Source organism: Bradyrhizobium sp. JYMT SZCCT0180 (assembly GCF_018130165.1).
Taxonomy (GTDB): Bacteria; Pseudomonadota; Alphaproteobacteria; order Rhizobiales; family Xanthobacteraceae; genus Bradyrhizobium.
Window position 1 is genome coordinate 297,922 of record NZ_JAFCLZ010000005.1, and the last position, 21,264, is coordinate 319,185.

The window sequence follows — 21,264 nt, forward strand, 5'->3', positions numbered from 1 at the left end:
TTCGAGACGCCGCTTCGCGGCTCCTCAGGATGAGGTTCAATAGTTCACACGGCGTGGCCTTAGCCCCTCATGGTGAGGAGCGCGGCTACGCCGCGCGTCTCGAACCACGAGGCCAGACTGCCGATCCGCATTGGTGACCTGCTGCCACCCGCGATTGACGCCCCTGCCAATCCGTTGTTGTTATCGATCAACGAAAACAACAGCCGGGCAGGAAATCATGACCAAATCATCCACCATCAGAAGCGTCGAAACGCTCGCCTGCGACGCCGGCTGGCGCAATTACCACTTCGTCAAGATCATGACCGAAGACGGCATCGTCGGCTGGAGCGAGTACGACGAGGGTTTTGGCGCGCCCGGCGTCACGGCGGCGATCGAGCGGCTGTCGGCGCGGGTGGTCGGCAAGAACGCCTTCCAGCACGAGCGGATTTACGCGGAACTGTTTGCCGCAACGCGCCCTGCCGCCGGCGGCGTGGTGGCGCTGGCGCTCGGCGCCATCGAGAACGCGCTGCTCGACGTCAAGGCGAAGGCGCTCGGCGTGCCCTGCTATGAACTGCTGGGTGGAAAAATCCGCGACCGCGTCCGGGTCTACTGGTCGCATTGCGCGACCTGGCGCATCAATCATCCGGATTGGTTCAAGCCCGCGATCACCGATCTCGATGGCGTCAAGTCGATCGGTCGCGAAGTCCGCGAAAAGCGCTTCACCGCGATGAAGACCAACATCTTCGTCTATACCGACGGCAAGCCGCAGGGCTGGCGGCCAGGTTTCGGCGCACCGTTCCAGCCGGAGATCAATGTCGACCGCACGGTAATCCGCAATCTCTGCATGCACCTCGAAGCTATCAGGGACGGCGCCGGGCCCGATGTCGATCTGCTGCTCGACCTCAACTTCAACGCCAAGACCGAGGGCTATCTGAAGATCCTGCGCGCGATCAAGGATATGGATATGTTCTGGGTCGAGATCGACACCTTCAATCCGCAGGCGCTGGGCTACATTCGCCGCCAGAGCCCGCATCCGATCTCATCCTGCGAGACGCTGCTGGGCCTGCGCGAATTCCTGCCCTACTTCAACGAACAGGCAATGGATGTCGCGATCATCGACACGCCATGGAACGGGGTGTGGCAATCGATGAAGATCGCGGCCGCCGCCGAGCATTTCGAGGTCAACGTCGCCCCGCATAATTTCTACGGCCATCTCTGCACCATGATGAACGCGCATTTCTGCGCCGCGGTGCCGAACTTGCGGATCATGGAAACCGATATCGACCGGCTGGCGTGGGACCACGAACTGTTCACCCATCTGCCCGAGATCGTCGACGGCCACCTCGTGATTTCCGATCGGCCGGGCTGGGGCACCGAACCCAACGAGGAAGGCCTGCGCGCCCATCCGGCAAAGAGCAAGGGCGGGTTGTTGAACTACGGACAGAAGAAGTAGGCGCTGCGCTTTTGCTCCGTCATGGCCGGGCTTGTCCCGGCCATCCACGTCTTTCTTATTCGCCGCACCAAAGACGTGGATGCCCGGGACAAGCCCGGGCATGACGAGTTCGGGGTTCAATTATCGCCCGGCTTGCTCGCAAACGCGCTCTCGATCACGTCGCCGATCGGCTGCCAGGCGTTGCCATCGAATTGCACCAGCCGCATCTGCTTGATGGGATGAAAATCCGCAGGTCCCGTGTTGATGGCAATGCCGGGCAAAACGACCGGGCTCTGATAATTCTTCAGCGACGCGGCCTGCCGCATGATGTTCTCGCGTGACAGGTCGTCGCCGCACTGGGCCAATACCTCGACCAGGGTTTCGGCCGCGGCATAGCCGAAGATGGCGTAACTATCCTCCCTGTCGCCGTCGGGATAATACTTGTCCATGAATGACAGCCACGCCTTGATCGAAGGATCCTCCTTCCAGGTGGTGTCGCCGGCGTCCTTGAGGAACGAGGTCGAGATCACGCCCGTGGCGTTCGCAAGCCCGGCAGGTCTCAGCGCATTCGCGATCGATGCCGCCGCATTGACCAGCACCACCACCGGATACCAACCCAGTTCGGCCGCTCTGCGGATCGCGCGCGCCGAGATTGGCGGCGCGCAATTGAGCACGAGTACTTCGGCTCCGGAATTCTTGAGGATGTCGACCTGGGCATCGATCGACATATCGGCCTCGATGGCGATATCAGCCACGATCATGCGGGCCGTGACGCCGAGCCCTTCCTGCAATCCCCTGAACAGATCGCGTCCGAACTGATCGTTCTGCCAGAGCACCGCGATTTTGCGATCGGGATAGGAGGCCTGGATGTAGTTGGCGTAAATCCGTCCCTCGGCACGAAACGTCGGCTGCCAGCCCATCGACCACGGAAACCGCTTCGGGTGCGCCCACTCCTCGTCGCCGGACGCGACAAAGAGTTGCGGCACGTTCTTCTCGTTGAGGTAGGTCCGCGTCGCCAGATTGCTCGGCGTACCGAACGAGCCGAACATCAGCAGCACGTTCTCCTGTTCCACCAGTTGGCTTGTGTGCTCGGCTGCCATTCTTGGATTGGAACTGTCGTCACGGGAGATGAATTTGATCTTGCGGCCGTTGATGCCGCCGCGATCATTGATCATGTCAAAATAGGCAGCTTCAGCCCTGCCAATCGCCGCGAATGCAGCCAGCGGCCCGCTATAGGGCATGATGTTGCCTATGCGGATTTCGGTATCGGTGACGCCGCCGCCATGGGCCTGACGTGCTGATATCGGAATGCCGGCGAACAGCGCGGCGGCTAACAGGGCCAGGATCGTTCCAGTTTCTTTTATTGTTTTCATGAACATGGCCTCACGCTAACTCAAGCTTGTGACGCCTAACCCAGCGCTGGCGAGCATACTGCCCAAACCGGCGCTGTTGGAAATCAATTTTTGTGTTCAGCGCAGATGGGTAGGGTGGGCAAAGGCGCACTTGCGCCGTGCCCACCATCACGAGCACGCAAGGAATGGTGGGCACGCTTCGCTTTGCCCACCCTACGGCGCGTCACCATCAGCGCAGGGTTATATCCAGCCACCCCAGCGCATTAACGCTGACACGGTCGCCGGTATCGATCAGCACCGTGGTGGTTTCCGCCTCAATGATGGCAGGACCAGTGAAGGAATGACCGGGCTGCAGCGCATCGAGCGCATAGACCGGCACCTCGCGCCAGCCGCCAAAGAACGCCTGTCGCTTGCCGCGTGGCGCGCAAGCGCTGGCAGATGCTGCCGGCCGCGTATTCTGATCGTTTGGCGCAACAGTGCCGACCGCCGCGACGCGCGCATTGACGAACACGACCTCCTGGCCGGGCGACGCGTAGGTATAAAGTTCCTCGTGCTTGCGATGGAAGCGCTGCTCGATCCGGTCGACGAGGTCGGCCGCATTCCAGTCGAGACCGTCAAGCGAAACGTCGATCTCGAAGATCTGCTCGCCGTAACGCATTTCGGCGGAACGTTCGATCGACAGCGGCCCGTTGAACCATGAGCGCAGCCGACCGGCGGCCGCCTGCTCCAGTTCGGCGAACAGCTCACGCACTTCGCCGGCTGAAATGCGTGCCGCCTTGCCGTAATGCGTGCGGCTCATCTCATAGTGCAGATCGCTGGTCAGCATTCCCCATGCCGACAGCACGGAGGCCACCGTCGGCACGATGATGCGCTTGATCTCCAGTTCGCGCGCGACTTCGGCCCCGTGCAGACCCGCTGCGCCGCCGAAACTCAGCAGCGCGAATTTCCTGGGATCGACGCCGCGCCGCAACGTCATCAACCGGATGCCGTCGGCCATGTTCAAATTGATCATGCGGTAAATGCCGGCGGCGGCCTCGACGCGCGAGAGCTCCATGGATGCGCCGACGCGGTCGACCGCAGCTTCCGACGCCGCGCGGTCCAGCGGGCGCTGCCCGCCCATGAAGGCCGCCGCATCGAGATAGCCGAGCACGACATTGGCGTCGGTGACGGTCGCCGCCTGCCCGCCATTGCCGTAACAGGCCGGGCCCGGAATCGAGCCGGCACTTTCCGGACCGACCCGCAGCGTGCGGCTGCCATCGACGCTGGCGATCGAACCGCCGCCAGCGGCGATGCTCGCAATATCGAGGCTGCGCAACGCGATGCGCTGGCCCGCGAGGAGGCCATCGGCGGAGAGCGAGGCCTGCCCGTCCGAAATCAGCGAGATGTCCGTGCTGGTTCCACCCATGTCGAACGGCACCAGATCGGGAATACCCAACAATTCAGCACAGCGCCGGCCGCCCGACATCCCGCCCGCTGGCCCCGACAGCACCGTGCCCGCGGCGAGGCGTGAGGCTTCCTCGACCGGCGCCATGCCGCCATGCGACAGGATCACGAACAGGCTGCCCTTGAGGCCGGCCTCCTTCAGGCGCCGTTCGAGATTGGTGAGATAGCGCCGGACGATCGGTTCGACATAGGCGTTCACGATCGTGGTCGAGACGCGCTCATACTCCTTGATCTGCGGCAGCACGTCGCTGGAACGCGACACGCTGACGTCAGGCAACTCCCTGGCCAGGCGCTCGACCACGGCGAGTTCGTGGACGGGATTGAGATAGGAATGCAGGAAGCAGATCGCGACCGAGGTGGCGCCGGATTTCCGGATGCCGGCGATGGCCTCGTCAAGCGAGCGCTGATCCAGCGCAGTCAAAACCTCGCCATTCGCCTTCAGCCGCTCGCGAACGCCAAAACGCAGTTCGCGCGGTACCAAGGGCTCCGGCGGCGGCGAGCGCAGATCGTAGCGATCGGGCTTGAGGCCTTCGCGCATTTCGATGACGTCGCGATGGCCCTCGGTGGTCAGCAGCGCGACCTTGGCGCCCTTGCGCTCCAGCAACGCGTTGGTCGCAACTGTCGTCCCGTGCACCAGCCGATCGGTGACGGCGAGCATTTCCGCGCGTGTCGTGTTCAGCCGCCGCGCCAGTTCTTCCAGGCCGGTCATGACGCCGATCGATTGGTCGGCCGGCGTGGATGGCGATTTTGCGAATATCGTGCGCCCGGTCGCATCCGTGGCCACGAGATCAGTGTAGGTTCCGCCGACGTCAACTCCGATTGTGTACATCGTCAGCCACGTCGCTCCGCGGAAACACTGGTCAATCCCTGCTCGGCGTCGCGTCGCCGCGCCTCCGCCGAACGTTTCGACGGTGGCCCCCAGCCACCGCCGCCGGACGAGCGTATCTCGAGACAATCGCCGGGATGGAGTTCGATGCCGACTTCCTTGGTGCGCAACACGCGCGGCGCGCGGCCTTCGGACAGCAGGCGATAATGATGCGGCTCGCCATCCTCGCCGCCGAGCATGCCGCACGGACCATGGCGTGCGCCGTCGCCCGCGGTGTTGCCGCGCGACGGCTTTTCGGTCTCCAGCACCAGATCGAGGGCAACGCCGAGGCCACCGCGGAACTGGCCGTCGCCGCCGGAGCCTTCGCGGAATTCATGCTGGCGGAAGTGCAACGGAAAGCGCGCCTCGGCGACCTCGATACTTCCGAACTTCAATCCACCGACGCTGTGCCATTCGCCGATCGACGAGTAACCATCGCCGCCGGACGAAGCGCCGCCGCCCGGTCGAGCCTGGAACAAATGCCAGATGAACTGCTTTCCGGTACGCGGATCCTCGCCCTGAATCGCGATCCGGAATCTGCGGCTCCATCCGGCCATCGCGCGTTCCGGACAGGAGGCGGACATGGCCTTCACGATCGCTTCGACGATCTCGTTTGAGGGATGGCTGGTGCAGAGCGTCACCGGCCGGCCCGGATCGGCCCAGACGATCGTCCCTTGTTTGGCGATCACCTTCAGCGGCCGCAGCGCGCCGGTGTTCTTGGGAATGTCAGCGTCGATCAGATAGGCAAACGCCATCGCGACCGCGGCCTGCATGTTGGCATGCGAGGAATTCACAAAGCTGGTCGATTGCGGATCGGACTGCGTCAGGTCGACCTCGACATCGCTGCCCTTCTTGGTGACCTTGGCCGCGATCCTTATGTCCGTGCGGCCGTGGCCATCATCGTCGAGAAACGCCTCGCCGTGAAAGACGCCGTCCTTCCAGGTCGAGACCACGGCGCGGGTCTGCGCTTCGGTTGCATCCAGGATCGCTTCGATCGCGGCTTCGACGACATCAGCGCCGAATTCGCTGAACAGTTTTGCGACGCGACGTTCGCCGAGATGCGCCGCGCCCAGCATCGCGGCAAGGTCGCCGCGAAATTCGCGCGGGTTTCGCACATTCAGCGCCAGCATCTCGAGCAGGTCCTCGCGCGGCCGCCCCGCCTCGGAAAGTCTGATCGGCGGAATGCGCAGGCCCTCCTGCCAGATTTCCGTTGCCCCGGGATTATAGGCGCCATGGGTGGCGCCGCCGATGTCGCTTTGGTGGGCGCGCACGATGGTCCACAGCAACGGCTTGTCGCCATCGAATACCGGCACGAAGACGGTGAGATCAGGCAGATGGCTGCCGCCATAATAGGGATCGTTGAGCAGGAAGACGTCGCCCGGCTTGACGTCCTTGAAGCGTTCCTCCACCGCGATCGTCGCCCATGGCAACGCGCCGACATGCACCGGCAGATGATCGGCCTGGGCGATCAGGCGGGCGCGCGTATCGCAAATGCCCAGCGAAAAATCGCGGCTGGAATTGAGGATCTGCGAATAGGAGGTGCGAAGCATGGCTTCGCCCATCTCTTTTACGATCGAACTGAGCCGATGCTGGACGACGGACCGTGTGATGGGATCGATCTTGGCGGACATTCTTGCCTTGTTGTTCTTGCTTGCCTTGTTGTTCTTGCTTGCCTTGTTGTTCTTGAACCTAGAGCGAGGCCGACACTTCCGATATCGCGCCCGATACGGCATCGATGATCGCATGTATATCGGCATCCGTCATCGGGGTCGACAATGCCATCAATCCATTGCCCGCCGCCAGCACGCCACGATTGAGCAGCGCCTGGTTGAAAACCACCTGACGCCTGGCTTCCGCTTCGGTCGGATAGGCCGAGCGATAGTCGCGCACCGGACGATCGACGAGATGGATCTTCAGCAGCGACCCGAGCCCGACGGTGCGGCCAGGAACATTGTGGCGGCGGAACGCGGCGTCGATCCCTGATCGGACCGCCTCCCCCATCGCATCGAGCCGCGCGAACGCCGCCTCGTCCAGCAGTTCCATCGCCGCGATACCGGCGCGCATCGTCACCGGATTGGCGGAGAATGTACCGCCATGCGGCAGCGCAGGCTTGCCCGGCCGGGGGTCGAACACGGCCATGAATTCCTTGTGGCCGCACACCGCGCCAACCGGAAACCCGCCGCCGATGATTTTTGCGAGCGTGGTCAGATCGGGGTCGATATTGAACAGACCCTGCGCGCCGCGATAGCCGAGCCGAAACGTAATGACTTCATCGAACACGAGCAGCGCACCGACCTCGCGCGTCACCTTGCGCAGCGCCTCCAGATAGGCCTGATCGGCCGGCGCCAGACCGGCGCGATTGGGCATGGGATCGACAAGGACGCAGGCGAGTTCTGGGCCATGCTCGCGGATCAAACTGACCGCGGCCTCGGTGTCGTTGAACGGAATGGTCAGGACATCGGCCAGCACATTGTCGGGCGTGCCTTTGGCGTAAGCGACCGACACCGGCGCGTTGCGGCCCCAGGCTTCCGGCGTCGGATCGAGGCTGACCTCGGCGTAATCATAGGAGCCATGATAGGCGCCCTCGCATTTTGCAATTTTGGGACGGCCGGTATGGGCGCGAGCGGCCTTCAACGCCATCATGACAGCTTCGGTGCCTGAATTGCAGAACCGCACCTGGTCGACCGACGGCAATCGCGCGGCGAGCAGTTCGGCAAGGTCGACCTCGGATTCGGTCGGCATCCCGAACGCCGATCCCAGCGCTAGTTGCGCGGTCGCGGCCTTGATCAACACGGGGTGTGCATGGCCGTGAATCTGCGAGGTGAAATTGTTGATGCAATCGATGAACTCGTTGCCGTCGAGGTCCCACACCCGACATCCCTCGCCGCGCGCGGCGTAGATCGGATACGGTTTCATGAAGACGGTGGTGCGCGTATTGCCACCGGGCAGGCTCGCCAGTGCGCGGGTGTACATTTTTTGCGACGAGGAATTTGGATCCGGATACATGCGATCTTCCACCATCCCTGAAACTTCGGCCTGACCTTGTAGCCGCTTTTGACGAAAGCCGAAAACGGTCTGCTAGGTATACAGCAAAAACAGCGTTGTCCCGATGATCAGCGCCGCGGCCATGAACAGCAGCACGGCAGGTAGTCCAAGGAGCGCCGCGACCACGCCGGTTGCCGATTGCATCAGCGCGGCTCCCAGAAAGAACGCCAGATTGACCGCTGACAACGCCTTGCCGGTGTTCTGCTCGTCCACGAGTTGCCGCGTCATGCCGAACACCAGTGGCTGGGCCGACATGGCAAAACCGATCAACACCAGCAGGACAATGTCATACTGAGCCGGCATCGCCGCTACGCCGAACAGGTCCGAGACCGGAAAATGAGACGCGCCCGCCGCCATCAAGGCGAGCAGCAGCGCCGCCAGGAAATGCGTGGCCGCCAGCACCTCGCGGCGATGGCCAAAGCTTCGGTCGAAAAGTCCGATCAGAGCAGGCCCGACGATCAGCGCGATCGTGAACAGGCCAAGCGCGTTGCCTGCCCCGATCCGGCTGAGCCCCTTGATCTCCATCAGCCACGGCCCGCCCCACAATCCCCGCAGCACCAGCACGGCCGCCAGCGAGACCAGCGCAATGGCAATCAGGCCGCGCAGCCGATGCGACACGCCGATGCGCAGGACGCTTGCCATCTGCGACAGCGGCGACGAACGATCGGCATGTTCAGCCCGCTGGTTCGGCACCAGAGCGTAAACGGCGAGCGCTACCGCCACGCCGAAGGCCGCGGAAATCCAGAACCCTGCCCGCCATCCCCATTGTTCGACGACGAAAGCGAGCGGGCTCGACGACAGCAGCATGCCGATATTGCCGATCGACAGGATCAGTCCGGACCACAGGCCGAACCGCGCCGGAGATAATTGCTTTGCGGCCAGCGTCATTGGGCACATCAACATGCCCGAGTTCGCAACCCCGAGCAGGAATTGTCCGAACAGAAAACTCTCCGGCCCGGTTGCCAGGCCGGACGCCAACGCGCCGACAATCGTTCCAATCAGCAGACTAAGCGAAACCGGCCGCACGCCGAAACGATCCATCGCGGCGCCGACCGGTATCTGCGATGCCGCGAACGAAAAATGATAGATCGAGGTCAGGCTCGCCAGCGCCTGCGGCGACGTTTTGAAATCCGCGGCCATCACATCGAGGCTGACGGCCGGGATCGTCCGCAGCAGGGTCGACAGCATGTGACCGCAGGCCAGCGCCAGAAGCGCAAAAATCAGTGCGCGGATGTTGACATCCGCGTCGTCGGCCTTGCCGCCGTCCATGTTTCGTTTCTTCCCGGCCTTGTTGCAGCCGGGGTAACACCGATACGCCGGGAATGCCAACCTCCATTCCCGGCGGGCAGATCAGTGTTTGTGGAACACCAGCGTCCGCAGTTCGATGCTTTCGCGCGGGGGCGCATCAGCCGGCGTCGTCGGATCGATGAAGGCGGTGTGCGGCCCGAACCGCGTGCGGCCGTCGGTCGCCGAATCGTAGCACTTCAGCAGCAGCGCTTCGTCCGCGATCATCTCCGGAATGTAGTACCAGCGATGGTCGGGGTTGTACTTCACCGAATAGGTTTCGCCCTGCCGGTTCGGATAGATCAGGTCGGAGGCAACAAGATCGCCGGGCGCCAGGGTCTGGCCGTCCAGCATCGCGAGCGGCGTATCGCGCAGCGGTCCGCGAATCGGCCGCCACAGATTGATCACCTGGACCCGGCCCTTCAGGAGTTCGTCCGCCTCGTCAGGCAGATGTTCGCGAACCCGGTTCGCCCCTGACAGTTCGGTCTGGTCGACATGGACGCGCGTGGCCGGCTGGCGCGGGCCGGCGCCTCGCACATCGCTAGCCCCCTCCACGCGCTTGCGAACGGTATGGTCGAATATCACGACGCGATCCGCCTTCAAGGTCGCCCGCAGGAAAGCTTCGGCGGCGGGATAGTAGACGTTCCGCACCTCCTTATCGTCGTAGAAATTCCGGACGCTGGTCGGGTGCCGTACCAGGGCAAAACCCTGGCGGTCCAGCGAGAGGTTACCCGCGATCAGGCGGGCGTCGAAGATCGGAACCTGATGGGGTTCGGGCAGCGCAGTCGATCTGGGCTCGCCCGGCGGCGGATCGAAGGCGTAGGTGCGCGGCTTTCCGGGGCTTGGCGCGAGGTAGTTGAGTTCGCCTGTGACGAAGGGAAGCGACTCGAGTTTTGCTTGTTGCAGGCCCATGGCATTCTCCTGGACTCTATTGTTGGTTCGATTTGATTTTGGCTGGCCGGCCCTCCGCCACAAGACCACGTTGGAAATAGCAAAATTGCCGTTCCCGCAGGTGCGATACGGGAAAGATCCTTGTCGCGCACAGCGGCTCGCCCGGATGGATATTTCTGCGCTTCACGGGTTCGTTAGCCCGCAAAACGCACGCATTGCCATGTCCGGGTTGATCTACTCTCCCCGCCCGTCCAGCGTTACAGCACGGAGCGGCCGCAAAGACGCCGTATCCAGGGAGGAATAAATGAACGTCACCATGAAGGGCCGCGTTGCCGCCGTCACCGGCGGCAGCAAGGGCATCGGGCTTGCCGTCGCGCGTCGATTTGCCGAGTCGGGCGCCAGGGTCGCGATCCTGGCGCGCGGCGCACAGGACTTGAAGGCCGCGCGCGAGGCACTCGCCAGGGAAGGCGTCGAGGTCCGCGACTATGTCTGCGACGTCTCGAAGGCGGCGGATATCGCCAAGGCCCATGAGGCGATCGCCGCCGATCTCGGCCCGGTCGACGTGCTCGTCAACAACGCCGGCACCTCGCGCGCGATGGCGTTCGAGACCGTGACCGACGAAATGTGGCAGGACGACCTCGACCTGAAACTGTTCGCCGCGATCCGTTTCAGCCGGCTGGTCTGGCCGGGCATGAAGGCGCACAAATGGGGCCGCATCATCAACGTGCTGAACATCGGAGCCAAGGCGCCGGCCGCCGCGTCAACCCCGACCTCGGTCTCCCGGGCAGCCGGCATGGCGCTGACCAAGGCCATGGCGAACGAAGGCGGCCCGTACAACGTCCTCGTCAATGCGATGCTGGTCGGGCTGATCGTGAGCGATCAATGGGTCAAGCGGCACGCCCAGAAGGCGCCGGATACGGACTTCGACGATTTTACCCGCGACCTCGCCAAGGGCGTCCCGCTCGGGCGGATGGGTACGGCGGAGGAATTCGCCAACCTCGCCTGCTTCCTCGCCTCGGAGCAGGGATCTTACATCACCGGGACAGCCATCAATGTCGATGGCGGCCGGTCGCCGGTGGTCTAGCGGCACCCCGGCTCTGATGGGCTCAGAACCGGAATCCCGCTTTCTTCTGGCGCGCTTCGCTTACGCGAACAGCTGACCACTTCGCTCGAAAACGCTATGGCCCGGGCAAAAAAGGCCTCCGTCGCCGGAGGCCTTTTCGCTATCAGACCGCGTCTTTGGCGGCCTTGACCGGGCGGGCGCGGACGATCTTGCGCGCCGGCTTGGCCTTGAACATCATTTCTTCGCCCGTGAAGGGGTTGGTGCCCTTGCGAGCCTTGGTCGCGGGCTTCTTGACCACGACGAACTTGGCGAAGCCGGGAACGAGGAACACCCCGTTCTTCTTCAGCTCCTTGTGGCCAACGTCAACGAGCGCGTCCATCACGCCCTTGACTTCCTTCTTCGAAACTTCGGTGGACGTAGCGATCTTTTCGATCAGCTGCGACTTAGACATTTGGGTAGCCATGGTTGCTCCATTTGATTCTGGAAGAGGCACGATATGGCGGAAATTGCCTAAAAAAACAGGCTTTTCGACATTCTGCACAACTATATCGCTATTTGACTTGCACTGATTCGCGGGAAATAGGCTAGTTTTTAAGGCTTTGGCGGTGCATTAAACCGGTTGAATGCGGCGAAATGCCTTGTCAGACAGCCTTTTTCGACGATCTCCGCCCACTCCCCGCGCCTGATCGCGGTCATGGCGAGCGATGGTTTTGATGCCGAATAAGACGGCGGTGATCGCGACACTGATGCGCATGTCCGGATTTTCGGAAGGATTTTCCGAACCGGGCGGCGATTAGAAAATGACTCCAGTTCCCTTTCCATCGTAGCATTGAGGAGAGCCCGCCGCCGGCTGAACGGCGCACCGCCTGATGTACCCTTCGGAGAGTTTCGCATGGATTTGACCCGCCTCGAGATCAATCGCCGCACCGCGCTGCTGACGTCAGCCGCGATTGCCGCCAATGTCATCAATCCGATGCGGGCCTTCGCGCAGGAAACCCCGAAGAAGGGCGGCGTGTTCAACGTTCATTACGGCGCCGAGCAGCGCCAGCTCAATCCGAGCATTCAGGCGTCCACCGGCGTCTACATCATCAGCGGCAAGATTCAGGAAAATCTGGTTGACCTCGACGCCAGCGGCAAACCCGTCGGCGTACTCGCCGAGAGCTGGGAAGCCTCGCCCGACGGCAAGACCATCACCTTCAAGCTGCGCAAGGGCGTCACCTGGCACGACGGCAAGCCGTTCACTTCGGCCGACGTCGAATTTACCGCCATGAACATGTGGAAGAAGATCCTCAATTACGGCTCGACGCTGCAGCTGTTCCTCACCGCCGTCGAGACGCCGGATCCGCAGACCGCGATCTTCAAATACGAGCGGCCGATGCCGCTCAATTTGCTGCTGCGCGCGCTGCCCGACCTCGGCTACATCTCGGCCAAGCATCTCTACGAGAGCGGCGACATCCGCCCGAATCCGACCAATCTCGCTCCTGTCGGCACCGGCCCGTTCAAATTCGTCAAATACGAACGTGGCCAATACATCATCGCCGACCGCAACCCGGACTACTGGCGTCCCAACGCGCCCTATCTCGATCGCATCGTCTGGCGCGTGATTACCGACCGCGCCGCTGCGGCGGCGCAGATGGAAGCCGGCGAACTGCATTACAGCCCGTTCTCGGGCCTGACGATCTCGGACATGGCGCGGCTCGGCAAGGACAAGCGCTTCGTCGTTTCGACCAAGGGCAATGAAGGCAATGCCCGCACCAACACCATCGAGTTCAACTTCCGCCGCAAGGAACTGTCCGACATCAAGGTACGCCGCGCGATCGCGCACGCGATCAACGTGCCGTTCTTCATCGACAACTTCCTCGGCGACTTCGCCAAGCTCGGCACCGGCCCGATCCCCTCGACCTCGACGGATTTCTATCCCGGACCGAACACGCCGCAATATCCCTACGACAAGGCCAAGGCCGCGGCGCTGCTCGACGAGGTCGGCTTGAAGAAAGGCGCAGGCGGCACGCGGTTTTCGCTGAAACTGCTTCCGGCGCCGTGGGGCGAGGACATCTCGCTGTGGTCGACCTTTATCCAGCAATCCCTGGGCGAGATCGGCATCCCCGTCGAGATCGTGCGCAACGATGGCGGCGGCTTCCTCAAGCAGGTCTATGACGAGCATGCCTTCGATCTCGCGACCGGCTGGCATCAGTACCGCAACGATCCCGCGGTCTCGACCACGGTCTGGTATCGCTCCGGCCAGCCCAAGGGCGCGCCCTGGACCAACCAGTGGAACTGGACGGACGCAGCCGTCGACAAGACCATCGACGATGCGGCGACGGAAGTCGATCCCGCCAAGCGCAAGGCGCTCTACGCCCAGTTCGTCAAGGAAGTGAATACCGAGTTGCCGGTCTGGATGCCGATCGAGCAGATTTTCGTCACCGTGATCTCGGCCAAGGCGCGCAACCACTCCAACACCCCGCGCTGGGGCTCGTCGAGCTGGCACGATCTTTGGCTTTCCGCCTGACATCTTATCCGCCAAGATAGCTTTATGCGTATCCTAGGCCTTGCGGGGCGGCGGCTCGCCGCCTCGATCCCGACCCTGTTTTTGATCCTGATCGGCGTGTTTCTGCTGCTGCAGTTCGCGCCGGGCGACACCGTCGATGCGATGATGGCGCAGATGGGCGGCGGCGACGCCGCGACCGCGCGCGAGCTGCGCAAATTCTACGGCCTCGACCTCTCGGTGCCGGCCCAGCTCGGCAATTATCTGTGGCGCCTGGTGCGGCTCGATCTCGGCTTCTCCTCGATCTATGGCAAGCCGGTGGCCTCGGTGATCCTGGAGCGGCTGCCGCCGACCATTCTGTTGATGACGGCGTCGCTGTCCTTTGCGTTCTTCTTCGGTCTGTTGTTCGGCGTGATCGCGGCGCGCGGCGTCAACCGTTGGCCGGATACGCTGATCTCGACGCTTGGTCTCGTATTCTACGCCACGCCCTCATTCTGGTTCGGGCTTATGGCGATCGTGGTGTTCTCGGTCTACCTGCAATGGCTGCCGCCCGGGGGTTTTGAGAATATCGGCACGGTGCAAGTAGGTATCTGGCGCACCATCGACATCGCCCACCACCTCGTGCTGCCGACGCTGACGCTCGGGCTGATCTTCCTGGCCATTTATTTGCGCATCATGCGCGCCTCGATGCTGGAGGTGCTGAACCTCGATTATGTCCGCACCGCGCGCGCCAAGGGCCTCAACGAAACCCGCGTGGTGACGCGGCACGTGTTGCGCAACGCCCTCCTTCCGATGGTGACGCTGATCGGCCTGCAGGCCGGCACCATGCTGGGTGGTTCGGTGGTGGTCGAAAGCGTATTCTCCCTGCCGGGGCTCGGACGGCTGGCCTACGAGTCGGTCGTGCAGCGCGACCTCAATACCCTGCTGGGAATCGTATTCGTCTCCGCCCTCCTCGTCATCGTCGTCAACTTCGCCGTCGATCTCCTCTATGCGCGGCTCGACCCCCGCATCTCGGCGGAGGGCTAGCGCGATGGATGCGGTCAAACGCTATTTCCGCAGCCCCGCCGCGGTCGCGGGCCTGGTGCTGCTGCTGATCGTGATCGCAATGGCGATCAGCGCCGGCTGGTTCTACCCGCGCGATCCGCTCGCACTCGCCGGCCGGCCCCTGATCTGGCCGTTCTCCAATCCGCGCTTCCTGCTCGGCACCGATAATTCCGGCCGCGATATCGCCGCACAGATTCTCTACGGCGCGCGGATTTCACTGCTGATCGGCGGCGTCGCCACGGCGATTGCGATTTTGATCGGCATCTTCGTCGGCGCTTTCGCCGGCTATTATGGCGGCTGGGTCGATACCGTGCTGATGCGGATCACCGAGGCCTTCCAGACCTTGCCGAACTTCGTCCTGCTGCTGGTTCTGGTCGCCGTGTTCGGCTCGACCCTGACCACCGTCACCATCGCGGTCGGCGTGGTGTCGTGGCCGGCGCCGGCGCGGCTCACCCGCGCCGAATTCCTGTCGCTGCGCAACCGCGAATTCGTCCAGGCCGGCCGCACCCTCGGCATGAAGGACATTCAGCTGATCCTCGGCGAAATCCTGCCCAACGCGCTGCCGCCGGTCATTGTCTACGCCAGCGTGGTGATGGCGGTCGCGATCCTGCTCGAAAGCGCGCTGGCGTTCCTGCGCCTGTCCGATCCCAACGTGGCGTCCTGGGGCAACCTGATCGGCCTCGGCCGCGATGTGCTGCGGGTGCAGTGGTATGTTTCGGCGATCCCCGGCATCGCGATCCTGGTCACGGTGCTCGCCGTGTCGCTGGTCGGCCAGGGCCTCAACGATGCGCTCAATCCGAGGCTGAAGAGCCGATGAGCGAGCCGCCGAACACCGTCCTCTCGATCGAGCACCTCGGCGTCCGCCTGCCGGCGGGCGCGGACCGGCGGCACGCATTGTCGGACGTGTCGCTGTCGATCGCATCGGATGAAATCCTCTGCGTGGTCGGCGAATCCGGCTCCGGCAAGTCTGTCATGGCCAACGCCATCATGCGCCTGTTGCCCAATGAGGTATCCATCGACGCCGGCCGGGTGATGTTCGAGGGCCGCGACCTCGCCTCCGCCACTGTCGCCGAAATGCGCCAGGTGCGCGGCGCCGGCATTGCGATGATCTTCCAGGAGCCGATGACCGCGCTCAATCCACTGCGCACCATCGGCGATCAGATCGCCGAGATGTTTTCGATCCACACCGAACTGTCCAAGGCTGAAATCGCCGCCAGGGTTTTGGCCCTGCTCGCCGACGTGCGGATCCCTGATCCCAGGGTCGCGGCGAAGGCCTATCCGCACGAACTGTCCGGCGGCCAGCGGCAGCGCGCGATGATCGCGATGGCGCTTGCGCTCGACCCAAAGCTCCTGATCGCGGATGAGCCGACCACCGCGCTCGATGTCACGACGCAGGCCCAGATCCTGAAGCTGATCCGTGACTTGCAGCAGCGACGGAAGGCTGCAGTCCTGTTCATCACCCATGATTTCGGCGTCGTCGCCGAGATCGCCGACCGCGTGGTGGTGATGCAGCACGGTGCGATCGTTGAACAGGGCCCGGCCAGTACGGTGCTGAACGATCCCGAGCATCCCTACACCAGGCAGCTCATCGCCGCCGTGCCGCCGCTGAAGGCGCCGCCGCCGCGCGCGCTCTCGACCGAGAACATTTTGACGATATCGGGTGTTTCCAAGACCTACCGCACCGGCGGTTTCCTCGGCCGCGGCGCGCGCGTGACGCCCGCGGTCAAGGATGTGTCGCTCGTGCTGCCCCGCGGCGCAACACTCGGCATCGTCGGCGAGTCCGGTTCAGGCAAATCGACGCTGGCGCGCTGCATCGTTCGGCTGATTGATCCGGACAAGGGAGCGATCCTGCTCGAGGGCAATGACTGGGCGAAGATGTCGCGTGAGAACGTCCGCCGCGAGACCCGTCACATCCAGATGGTGTTCCAGGACCCGTTCGCCTCGCTCAATCCGCGCCGCAAGGCGGCCGAACTGGTGGCGCAGGGACCGATCGTGCACGGCACGCCGCGCGCCAAGGCGATCGCGGATGCGCGGGAATTGTTTGCGCTGGTCGGGCTCGATCCTTCCGCCGGCGACCGGTTTCCGCATGAATTCTCCGGCGGCCAGCGGCAACGCATTGGTCTTGCACGTGCGCTCGCGCTCAAGCCGGCCGTGCTGGTCGCGGACGAGCCGGTCTCGGCGCTCGATGTCTCGGTGCAGGCGCAGGTGCTGAAACTGCTCGCCGAATTGCGGCAGCGGCTCGGCCTCTCGATCGTCTTCATCACGCATGATCTGCGGGTCGCCGCGCAAATCTGCGATCTTGTCGCCGTGATGAAGGATGGCGCCGTGGTCGAGCAAGGCCTCGCAGGCGAAGTGTTCGGCAACCCGCAACATCCCTATACGCAGGCGCTGCTGGCTTCGATCCCCGGCGGTGACTTCACGCGCAAGCGCGACGCGCTAATCGTCAGTTAGAATGTTCAGCGGTCACTGCGGCCGGCGCGAGGCGAGCAGACGCTCCGCCCATGGCAGCAACTCAAATCGATTACCCTTCATCAGCTCCCGCGCATCGCGCTGCCGGTAGAACACCAGCATCCACGGCGCGAGCTTGCGCAGCAATCCGTGCATCATGAACGGCATGGGATCCGTGAACGGCAAAGCCAGTTCGCTTTCCGCCACGCCGCGGACTGCCTTCGCCAGTTCGTTGCCAAGCGGGATCGTCAACGCGACCGCGCGGCCGTTGCAGCCGGTCCAGCCGTAGGCGTTGGGCCCGAGTTTGTGGATGCGCGGCAGGAAATCCGCCGTCATCCCGACATAGCCGTTCCAGACATAATCGAACGAGACCTCGCCGATCTGAGGCCACAGCCGCTGCAAGCGCTCCGTCACAACAGCCTTTATCCGTTCGACCTTGTTGCCGGGGCCGAGCACGGCGCCGCCGGTGACCAGCCGATTGCGCGCGTCGTAACGCGCAAAATACAGTTCGCCATGGGTATCGGACAGCGCCTGGCGGCCGGGGATGATGGTCTTGCGGACGTTGTCGGACAGCGGCTGCGTCGACATCTGCCAGGACAGCACCGGCATCACCTCGTGTGCGATATCCGGCACCAGCGATTTCGAGAATTCGCCGCTATAGGCGTTGCTCGCAACCACCAGCGCACGGCCGCTGATCTCGCCCTTTTCGGTCTTCACCACCCAGCGATCGCCGCGACGCTCGAAACTGATTGCCGGCGAACGGGCGTAGATGCGTGCGCCGAGCCCGAGTACCGCGTGCGCCAGCCCGCGCGCCAGCGCCAGGGGATTGATGTGGCCGCCGGTCTTGTTCCAGAAGCCGCCGTACCAGGCATCCGACCCGGTCATGTCGCGCGCCTGCTCGCGCGACAGCAGTTCAACCGGCGCGCCGAACTTCGACCATTGCCGCACACGCCTTTCCGCGATCTTGATTCGGCCCGGCGAATGCACCGGCTGCACCCATCCGGCCTGCTCCTGCTCGGCCTCGATCTTGTAACGCCGCGCCACCTCGAACAGCGTCGAGGCGCTGTCGCGCAGCATGCCGACGAAGCGCTCGCCGACCGCACCGTGCTTGGCGATGATGTCTTCCGGGTCGGGCCGCGACAGCGTCGGAATGACCTGGCCGTTGTTACGCCCCGACGCGCCCCATCCCGGCTCCGCAGCTTCCACGATCGCGACATCGACACCGGCCTCGCGCAGATGCAGCGCCGTCGATAGCCCCGTGAAGCCCGCGCCGATCACGATCACATCGGCCTGCTGCGCGCCGACCAGTTCCGGAAGCTCAGGCCCTGATGGCGTCACCGCGGCCCACAGCGAAGGCGGCCAGCGGACTTCTGCGCTGTTCATCGTGATCCTTTCTTGCGGGCGGCAGATCGAATGGTTAGCTTAGTACGCATCATCAGCCCGGGGAAATAGCAGAGTGGCACTCAAGAACGTCGTCGGAATAGATCACGCCGTGGTCATGGTGAAGGACCTCGACAAATCAGCTGAAAATTACAGGCGGCTCGGCTTTACGGTGTCGCCGCGCGGCACCCACAGCGCGCATATGGGATCGGGCAATTACACCATCATGTTCGACCCTGACTATATGGAATTGCTCGGCGTCCTGACGCCGACAGAACATAATGCTCCGGCGCGGGCGTTTCTGGAAAAGCGCGGCGAAGGCATCGAGCGCATCGCCTTCACCGCGGTGGATTCCGCCGACGGCGCTGAGGAAATCCGCGCGCGCGGCTATCCGCCGGTTGGACCGACTGATTTCGAGCGGCCGGTGACGATGCCGGACGGCACCATTTCGGCGGCAAAATTCCGGACCTTCCAGTGGCCGACCGCGGAAGCGCCGGGCGGCGTGCGCATCTTCGCCTGCCAGCACAAGACGCGCGAGACGGTGTGGATTCCCGAACTGATGAAGCACGCCAATGGCGCCAAGCGCCTGCGGCAGGTGCTGATCGTTTCGCCGGAGCCCGCCAACGACGCCGCGCACATGTCGCGCATGATCGATCGCGACGCGAGAACCGAGCAGGACGGCGCCATCGCCGTGCCCTCGGGCTCCGATCGCGCCGATTTCGTGTTCCTGACCAGGGATCAACTGAGCAAGCGATATCCTGAGGTTTCGCTGGCCGGGCTGCCCGACCGCGGCGGCGCTGGACTGGTGATTGAGGCCGACGTCGCTGCAGCCGAGAAGGCGCTCGGTGGCACTGGTGTTCACAGCGGTGGCGGCGTGATCGTGCCACCTGCCGCCGGCAACGGCACCCTGCTCGCCTTCGTCAAGGCGTAGCCGGCAGCGCCGATCTTGCGGCAGCGGGAAAGCCGGATCATGGCGAAGGGCAAGGGCGAACCGGACGGCGACACGGCAACAATCCGCCGTGGCCGCCCCCGTTCCGCCGAGACGACCAACGCCATTCTTCAGAGCGCCTATACCCTGATGGCAACCACGGGCCTCGCCGCCACCAGCATCGATGCGGTGGCGCGAGATTCGAATGTCTCGAAGATGACCATCTACAAATGGTGGCCGTCGCGCGAGGCGCTGCTGATCGATGCGTTCCTGCACCATGCTTCCTTGATGCTGCCGCTGCCGAGCACAGGCACGCCGGCAGACCGGTTGCGAAGCCACGCCGCGGTTTACGCGAAAGCGCTGCAGGGAGAGTTTGGCAAGGTACAGCTCGCGGTGATCTCCGAATGCATCTCGAACACCGGGTCGGCTGAGATTTTCTACGAGCGCTATCTCCGGTATCGAAGGACAGCCCTTGTCGAACTGATTATGGCCGGCCAACAGGACGGCAGCGTTGGCGCCGCCGGAACGCCTGAAGACCTCTATGACGCGATCTACGGCAGCCTGTTCTACCGCTACATCTTCGGCATCAAGCCGATCTCGCCGGCGCAAGCCCGCAACCTCGTCGACACGCTGCTGATCATCAAGAGCCGCTGACATCAGGGGCGTGCTTACGCCGCTCACGCCGGAACCAGGCCCACGTCTCCCGCGTCACCGCCAGATAGCCCTGCCCCCGGAACGCAATCCGGTCATCAACAATCTGGTTCAGCTTCGGCAGCGCATGGAAGGGTATCGATGGATAGGCATGGTGCTCGACGTGATAGGGCATGTTCCATGCGAACCACTTCATCACGGCGCCGGTGTAGGTGGTGCGGGTGTTGTCGAAGGCGCTGCGCGTTCGTTCGCATCCGGTGTGTTCGGCATAGAGGTAAGGCCGCAGGATCAACTGGCCGATTAGCAGCGGAACGACCCAGACCCAGAGCAGAAGCGCACTATGCAGCGCGAGCGAGATCAGCAGCAGCGCGACGTAACCCGCGAGATAGAGGCGCGCTTCCCGCACGATGATGTGGCGCTTGTTCTCGGGAATCCAGGGCAGCGCGACCTTGCCGGTCAGGGCGTGACGCAGCATCAGCGCCTCACGGCCGGCGATCTGAACAAGCCCGCTATAGGCGATCGCCAGTTGTGTGTCCGAGGACGGTTTGGGGCCGACGATCAATTCCGGATCCTTGTCGGGATCCTGCGTGTAGCGATGATGGTCCCAGTGAAACAGGCAATAATACTCGTAGCGATGCGCGATCATGAAGGCCGACAGATGGCCGACAACGAGATTCAGCACGCGGCTCCGGAACGCGGTCTTATGGGCGGTCTCGTGCATCGGCATGAACAGGAAGGCCACCAGATAGGCTTGCACGACGATCAGCGGCAAGGCCCACGCCAATGCGTAATTCGACGAGACCAGCCATATCAGGGTCCCGACGATGGCAATTACTCCGTAATGGCTGACCGTGCGAACGGCGCCTCGAAGATCCGATCGTTCCGAGAGTTCGCGGAGCATCGCGGGACTGAGCGGCTTCTCCCGGAGTTTTGGTTCAACTGACGTCACGATGTTCATGGTTGCAATCGCCTCA

General features: G+C 63.4%; 18 protein-coding genes. 8 read left to right on the forward strand and 10 right to left on the reverse strand.

Going from position 1 to position 21,264, the window contains the following annotated elements; translation table 11 throughout:
* Positions 1-217 precede the first annotated feature (217 nt).
* On the forward strand, positions 218-1,432 hold the full coding sequence (locus JQ641_RS09950; protein WP_211995779.1) for a mandelate racemase/muconate lactonizing enzyme family protein: 1,215 nt from the start codon (positions 218-220) through the stop codon (positions 1,430-1,432).
* A 116-nt stretch (positions 1,433-1,548) separates the two neighbouring features.
* On the opposite strand, the gene JQ641_RS09955 is transcribed toward JQ641_RS09950, so the two are convergent.
* From JQ641_RS09955 to JQ641_RS09980, 6 genes are all read right to left on the reverse strand, one after another.
* Entirely contained in the window at positions 1,549-2,784 is a 1,236-nt protein-coding gene (locus JQ641_RS09955) for an ABC transporter substrate-binding protein (protein WP_211995780.1), read from the reverse strand.
* 208 nt (positions 2,785-2,992) lie between these two features.
* Positions 2,993-5,035: a hydantoinase/oxoprolinase family protein gene (locus JQ641_RS09960; protein WP_211995781.1), complete on the reverse strand. Its 2,043-nt coding sequence runs from the start codon at positions 5,033-5,035 to the stop codon at positions 2,993-2,995.
* Between the two features lie 2 nt (positions 5,036-5,037).
* On the reverse strand, positions 5,038-6,702 hold the full coding sequence (locus tag JQ641_RS09965) for a hydantoinase B/oxoprolinase family protein (protein WP_211995782.1): 1,665 nt from the start codon (positions 6,700-6,702) through the stop codon (positions 5,038-5,040).
* Positions 6,703-6,760: 58 nt separating this feature from the next.
* The gene (locus JQ641_RS09970; RefSeq protein WP_211995783.1) at positions 6,761-8,077 is read right to left on the reverse strand and encodes an aspartate aminotransferase family protein; all 1,317 of its coding nucleotides are present in this window, start codon (positions 8,075-8,077) and stop codon (positions 6,761-6,763) included.
* A gap of 72 nt (positions 8,078-8,149) precedes the next feature.
* Positions 8,150-9,385: an MFS transporter gene (locus JQ641_RS09975; RefSeq protein WP_211995784.1), complete on the reverse strand. Its 1,236-nt coding sequence runs from the start codon at positions 9,383-9,385 to the stop codon at positions 8,150-8,152.
* Positions 9,386-9,466: 81 nt separating this feature from the next.
* On the reverse strand, positions 9,467-10,312 hold the full coding sequence (locus tag JQ641_RS09980; protein ID WP_211995785.1) for a CmcJ/NvfI family oxidoreductase: 846 nt from the start codon (positions 10,310-10,312) through the stop codon (positions 9,467-9,469).
* Positions 10,313-10,595: 283 nt separating this feature from the next.
* On the opposite strand from JQ641_RS09980, the gene JQ641_RS09985 reads away from it, so the two are divergent.
* A complete protein-coding gene (locus JQ641_RS09985) occupies positions 10,596-11,375 on the forward strand; it encodes an SDR family oxidoreductase (RefSeq protein WP_211995786.1) in 780 nt (259 codons plus the stop codon).
* A 142-nt stretch (positions 11,376-11,517) separates the two neighbouring features.
* On the opposite strand, the gene JQ641_RS09990 is transcribed toward JQ641_RS09985, so the two are convergent.
* Together JQ641_RS09990 and JQ641_RS09995 are read right to left on the reverse strand one after the other, a co-directional pair.
* The gene (locus tag JQ641_RS09990) at positions 11,518-11,817 is read right to left on the reverse strand and encodes an HU family DNA-binding protein (protein WP_192734913.1); all 300 of its coding nucleotides are present in this window, start codon (positions 11,815-11,817) and stop codon (positions 11,518-11,520) included.
* A 147-nt stretch (positions 11,818-11,964) separates the two neighbouring features.
* Complete coding sequence (locus JQ641_RS09995; protein WP_211995787.1) at positions 11,965-12,108, reverse strand: hypothetical protein; 144 nt, start codon at positions 12,106-12,108, stop codon at positions 11,965-11,967.
* A 138-nt stretch (positions 12,109-12,246) separates the two neighbouring features.
* Here JQ641_RS09995 and JQ641_RS10000 point away from each other — a divergent pair, with 138 nt between their 5' ends.
* From JQ641_RS10000 to JQ641_RS10015, 4 genes are read left to right on the forward strand one after another with little or no spacing between them, the layout of a single operon-like run.
* Positions 12,247-13,863 carry an ABC transporter substrate-binding protein gene (locus tag JQ641_RS10000; protein ID WP_211995788.1) on the forward strand — a complete coding sequence of 539 codons (1,617 nt, stop codon included), beginning with the start codon at positions 12,247-12,249 and terminating at the stop codon, positions 13,861-13,863.
* 24 nt (positions 13,864-13,887) lie between these two features.
* Positions 13,888-14,865: an ABC transporter permease gene (locus JQ641_RS10005; protein ID WP_211995789.1), complete on the forward strand. Its 978-nt coding sequence runs from the start codon at positions 13,888-13,890 to the stop codon at positions 14,863-14,865.
* Between the two features lie 4 nt (positions 14,866-14,869).
* Positions 14,870-15,700 carry an ABC transporter permease gene (locus JQ641_RS10010; protein ID WP_211995790.1) on the forward strand — a complete coding sequence of 277 codons (831 nt, stop codon included), beginning with the start codon at positions 14,870-14,872 and terminating at the stop codon, positions 15,698-15,700.
* Positions 15,697-17,334 (forward strand): ABC transporter ATP-binding protein, encoded by a 1,638-nt coding sequence (locus JQ641_RS10015; RefSeq protein ID WP_211995791.1) that lies wholly within the window; start codon positions 15,697-15,699, stop codon positions 17,332-17,334. Before JQ641_RS10010 ends, JQ641_RS10015 begins: the two co-directional genes overlap by 4 nt.
* A gap of 12 nt (positions 17,335-17,346) precedes the next feature.
* On the opposite strand, the gene JQ641_RS10020 is transcribed toward JQ641_RS10015, so the two are convergent.
* The gene (locus tag JQ641_RS10020; RefSeq protein ID WP_211995792.1) at positions 17,347-18,714 is read right to left on the reverse strand and encodes an NAD(P)/FAD-dependent oxidoreductase; all 1,368 of its coding nucleotides are present in this window, start codon (positions 18,712-18,714) and stop codon (positions 17,347-17,349) included.
* Positions 18,715-18,787: 73 nt separating this feature from the next.
* Between JQ641_RS10020 and JQ641_RS10025 the strand changes: the two genes are divergently transcribed.
* Both JQ641_RS10025 and JQ641_RS10030 read left to right on the forward strand, forming a co-directional pair.
* The gene (locus JQ641_RS10025; protein WP_211995793.1) at positions 18,788-19,642 is read left to right on the forward strand and encodes a VOC family protein; all 855 of its coding nucleotides are present in this window, start codon (positions 18,788-18,790) and stop codon (positions 19,640-19,642) included.
* 39 nt (positions 19,643-19,681) lie between these two features.
* Positions 19,682-20,293, forward strand: coding sequence for a TetR/AcrR family transcriptional regulator C-terminal ligand-binding domain-containing protein (locus JQ641_RS10030; protein WP_211995794.1), 612 nt, complete (start codon positions 19,682-19,684; stop codon positions 20,291-20,293).
* Here the strand turns inward: JQ641_RS10030 and JQ641_RS10035 are convergent.
* On the reverse strand, positions 20,280-21,248 hold the full coding sequence (locus JQ641_RS10035; protein WP_211995795.1) for a fatty acid desaturase: 969 nt from the start codon (positions 21,246-21,248) through the stop codon (positions 20,280-20,282). The genes JQ641_RS10030 and JQ641_RS10035 overlap by 14 nt on opposite strands.
* Positions 21,249-21,264 lie beyond the last annotated feature (16 nt).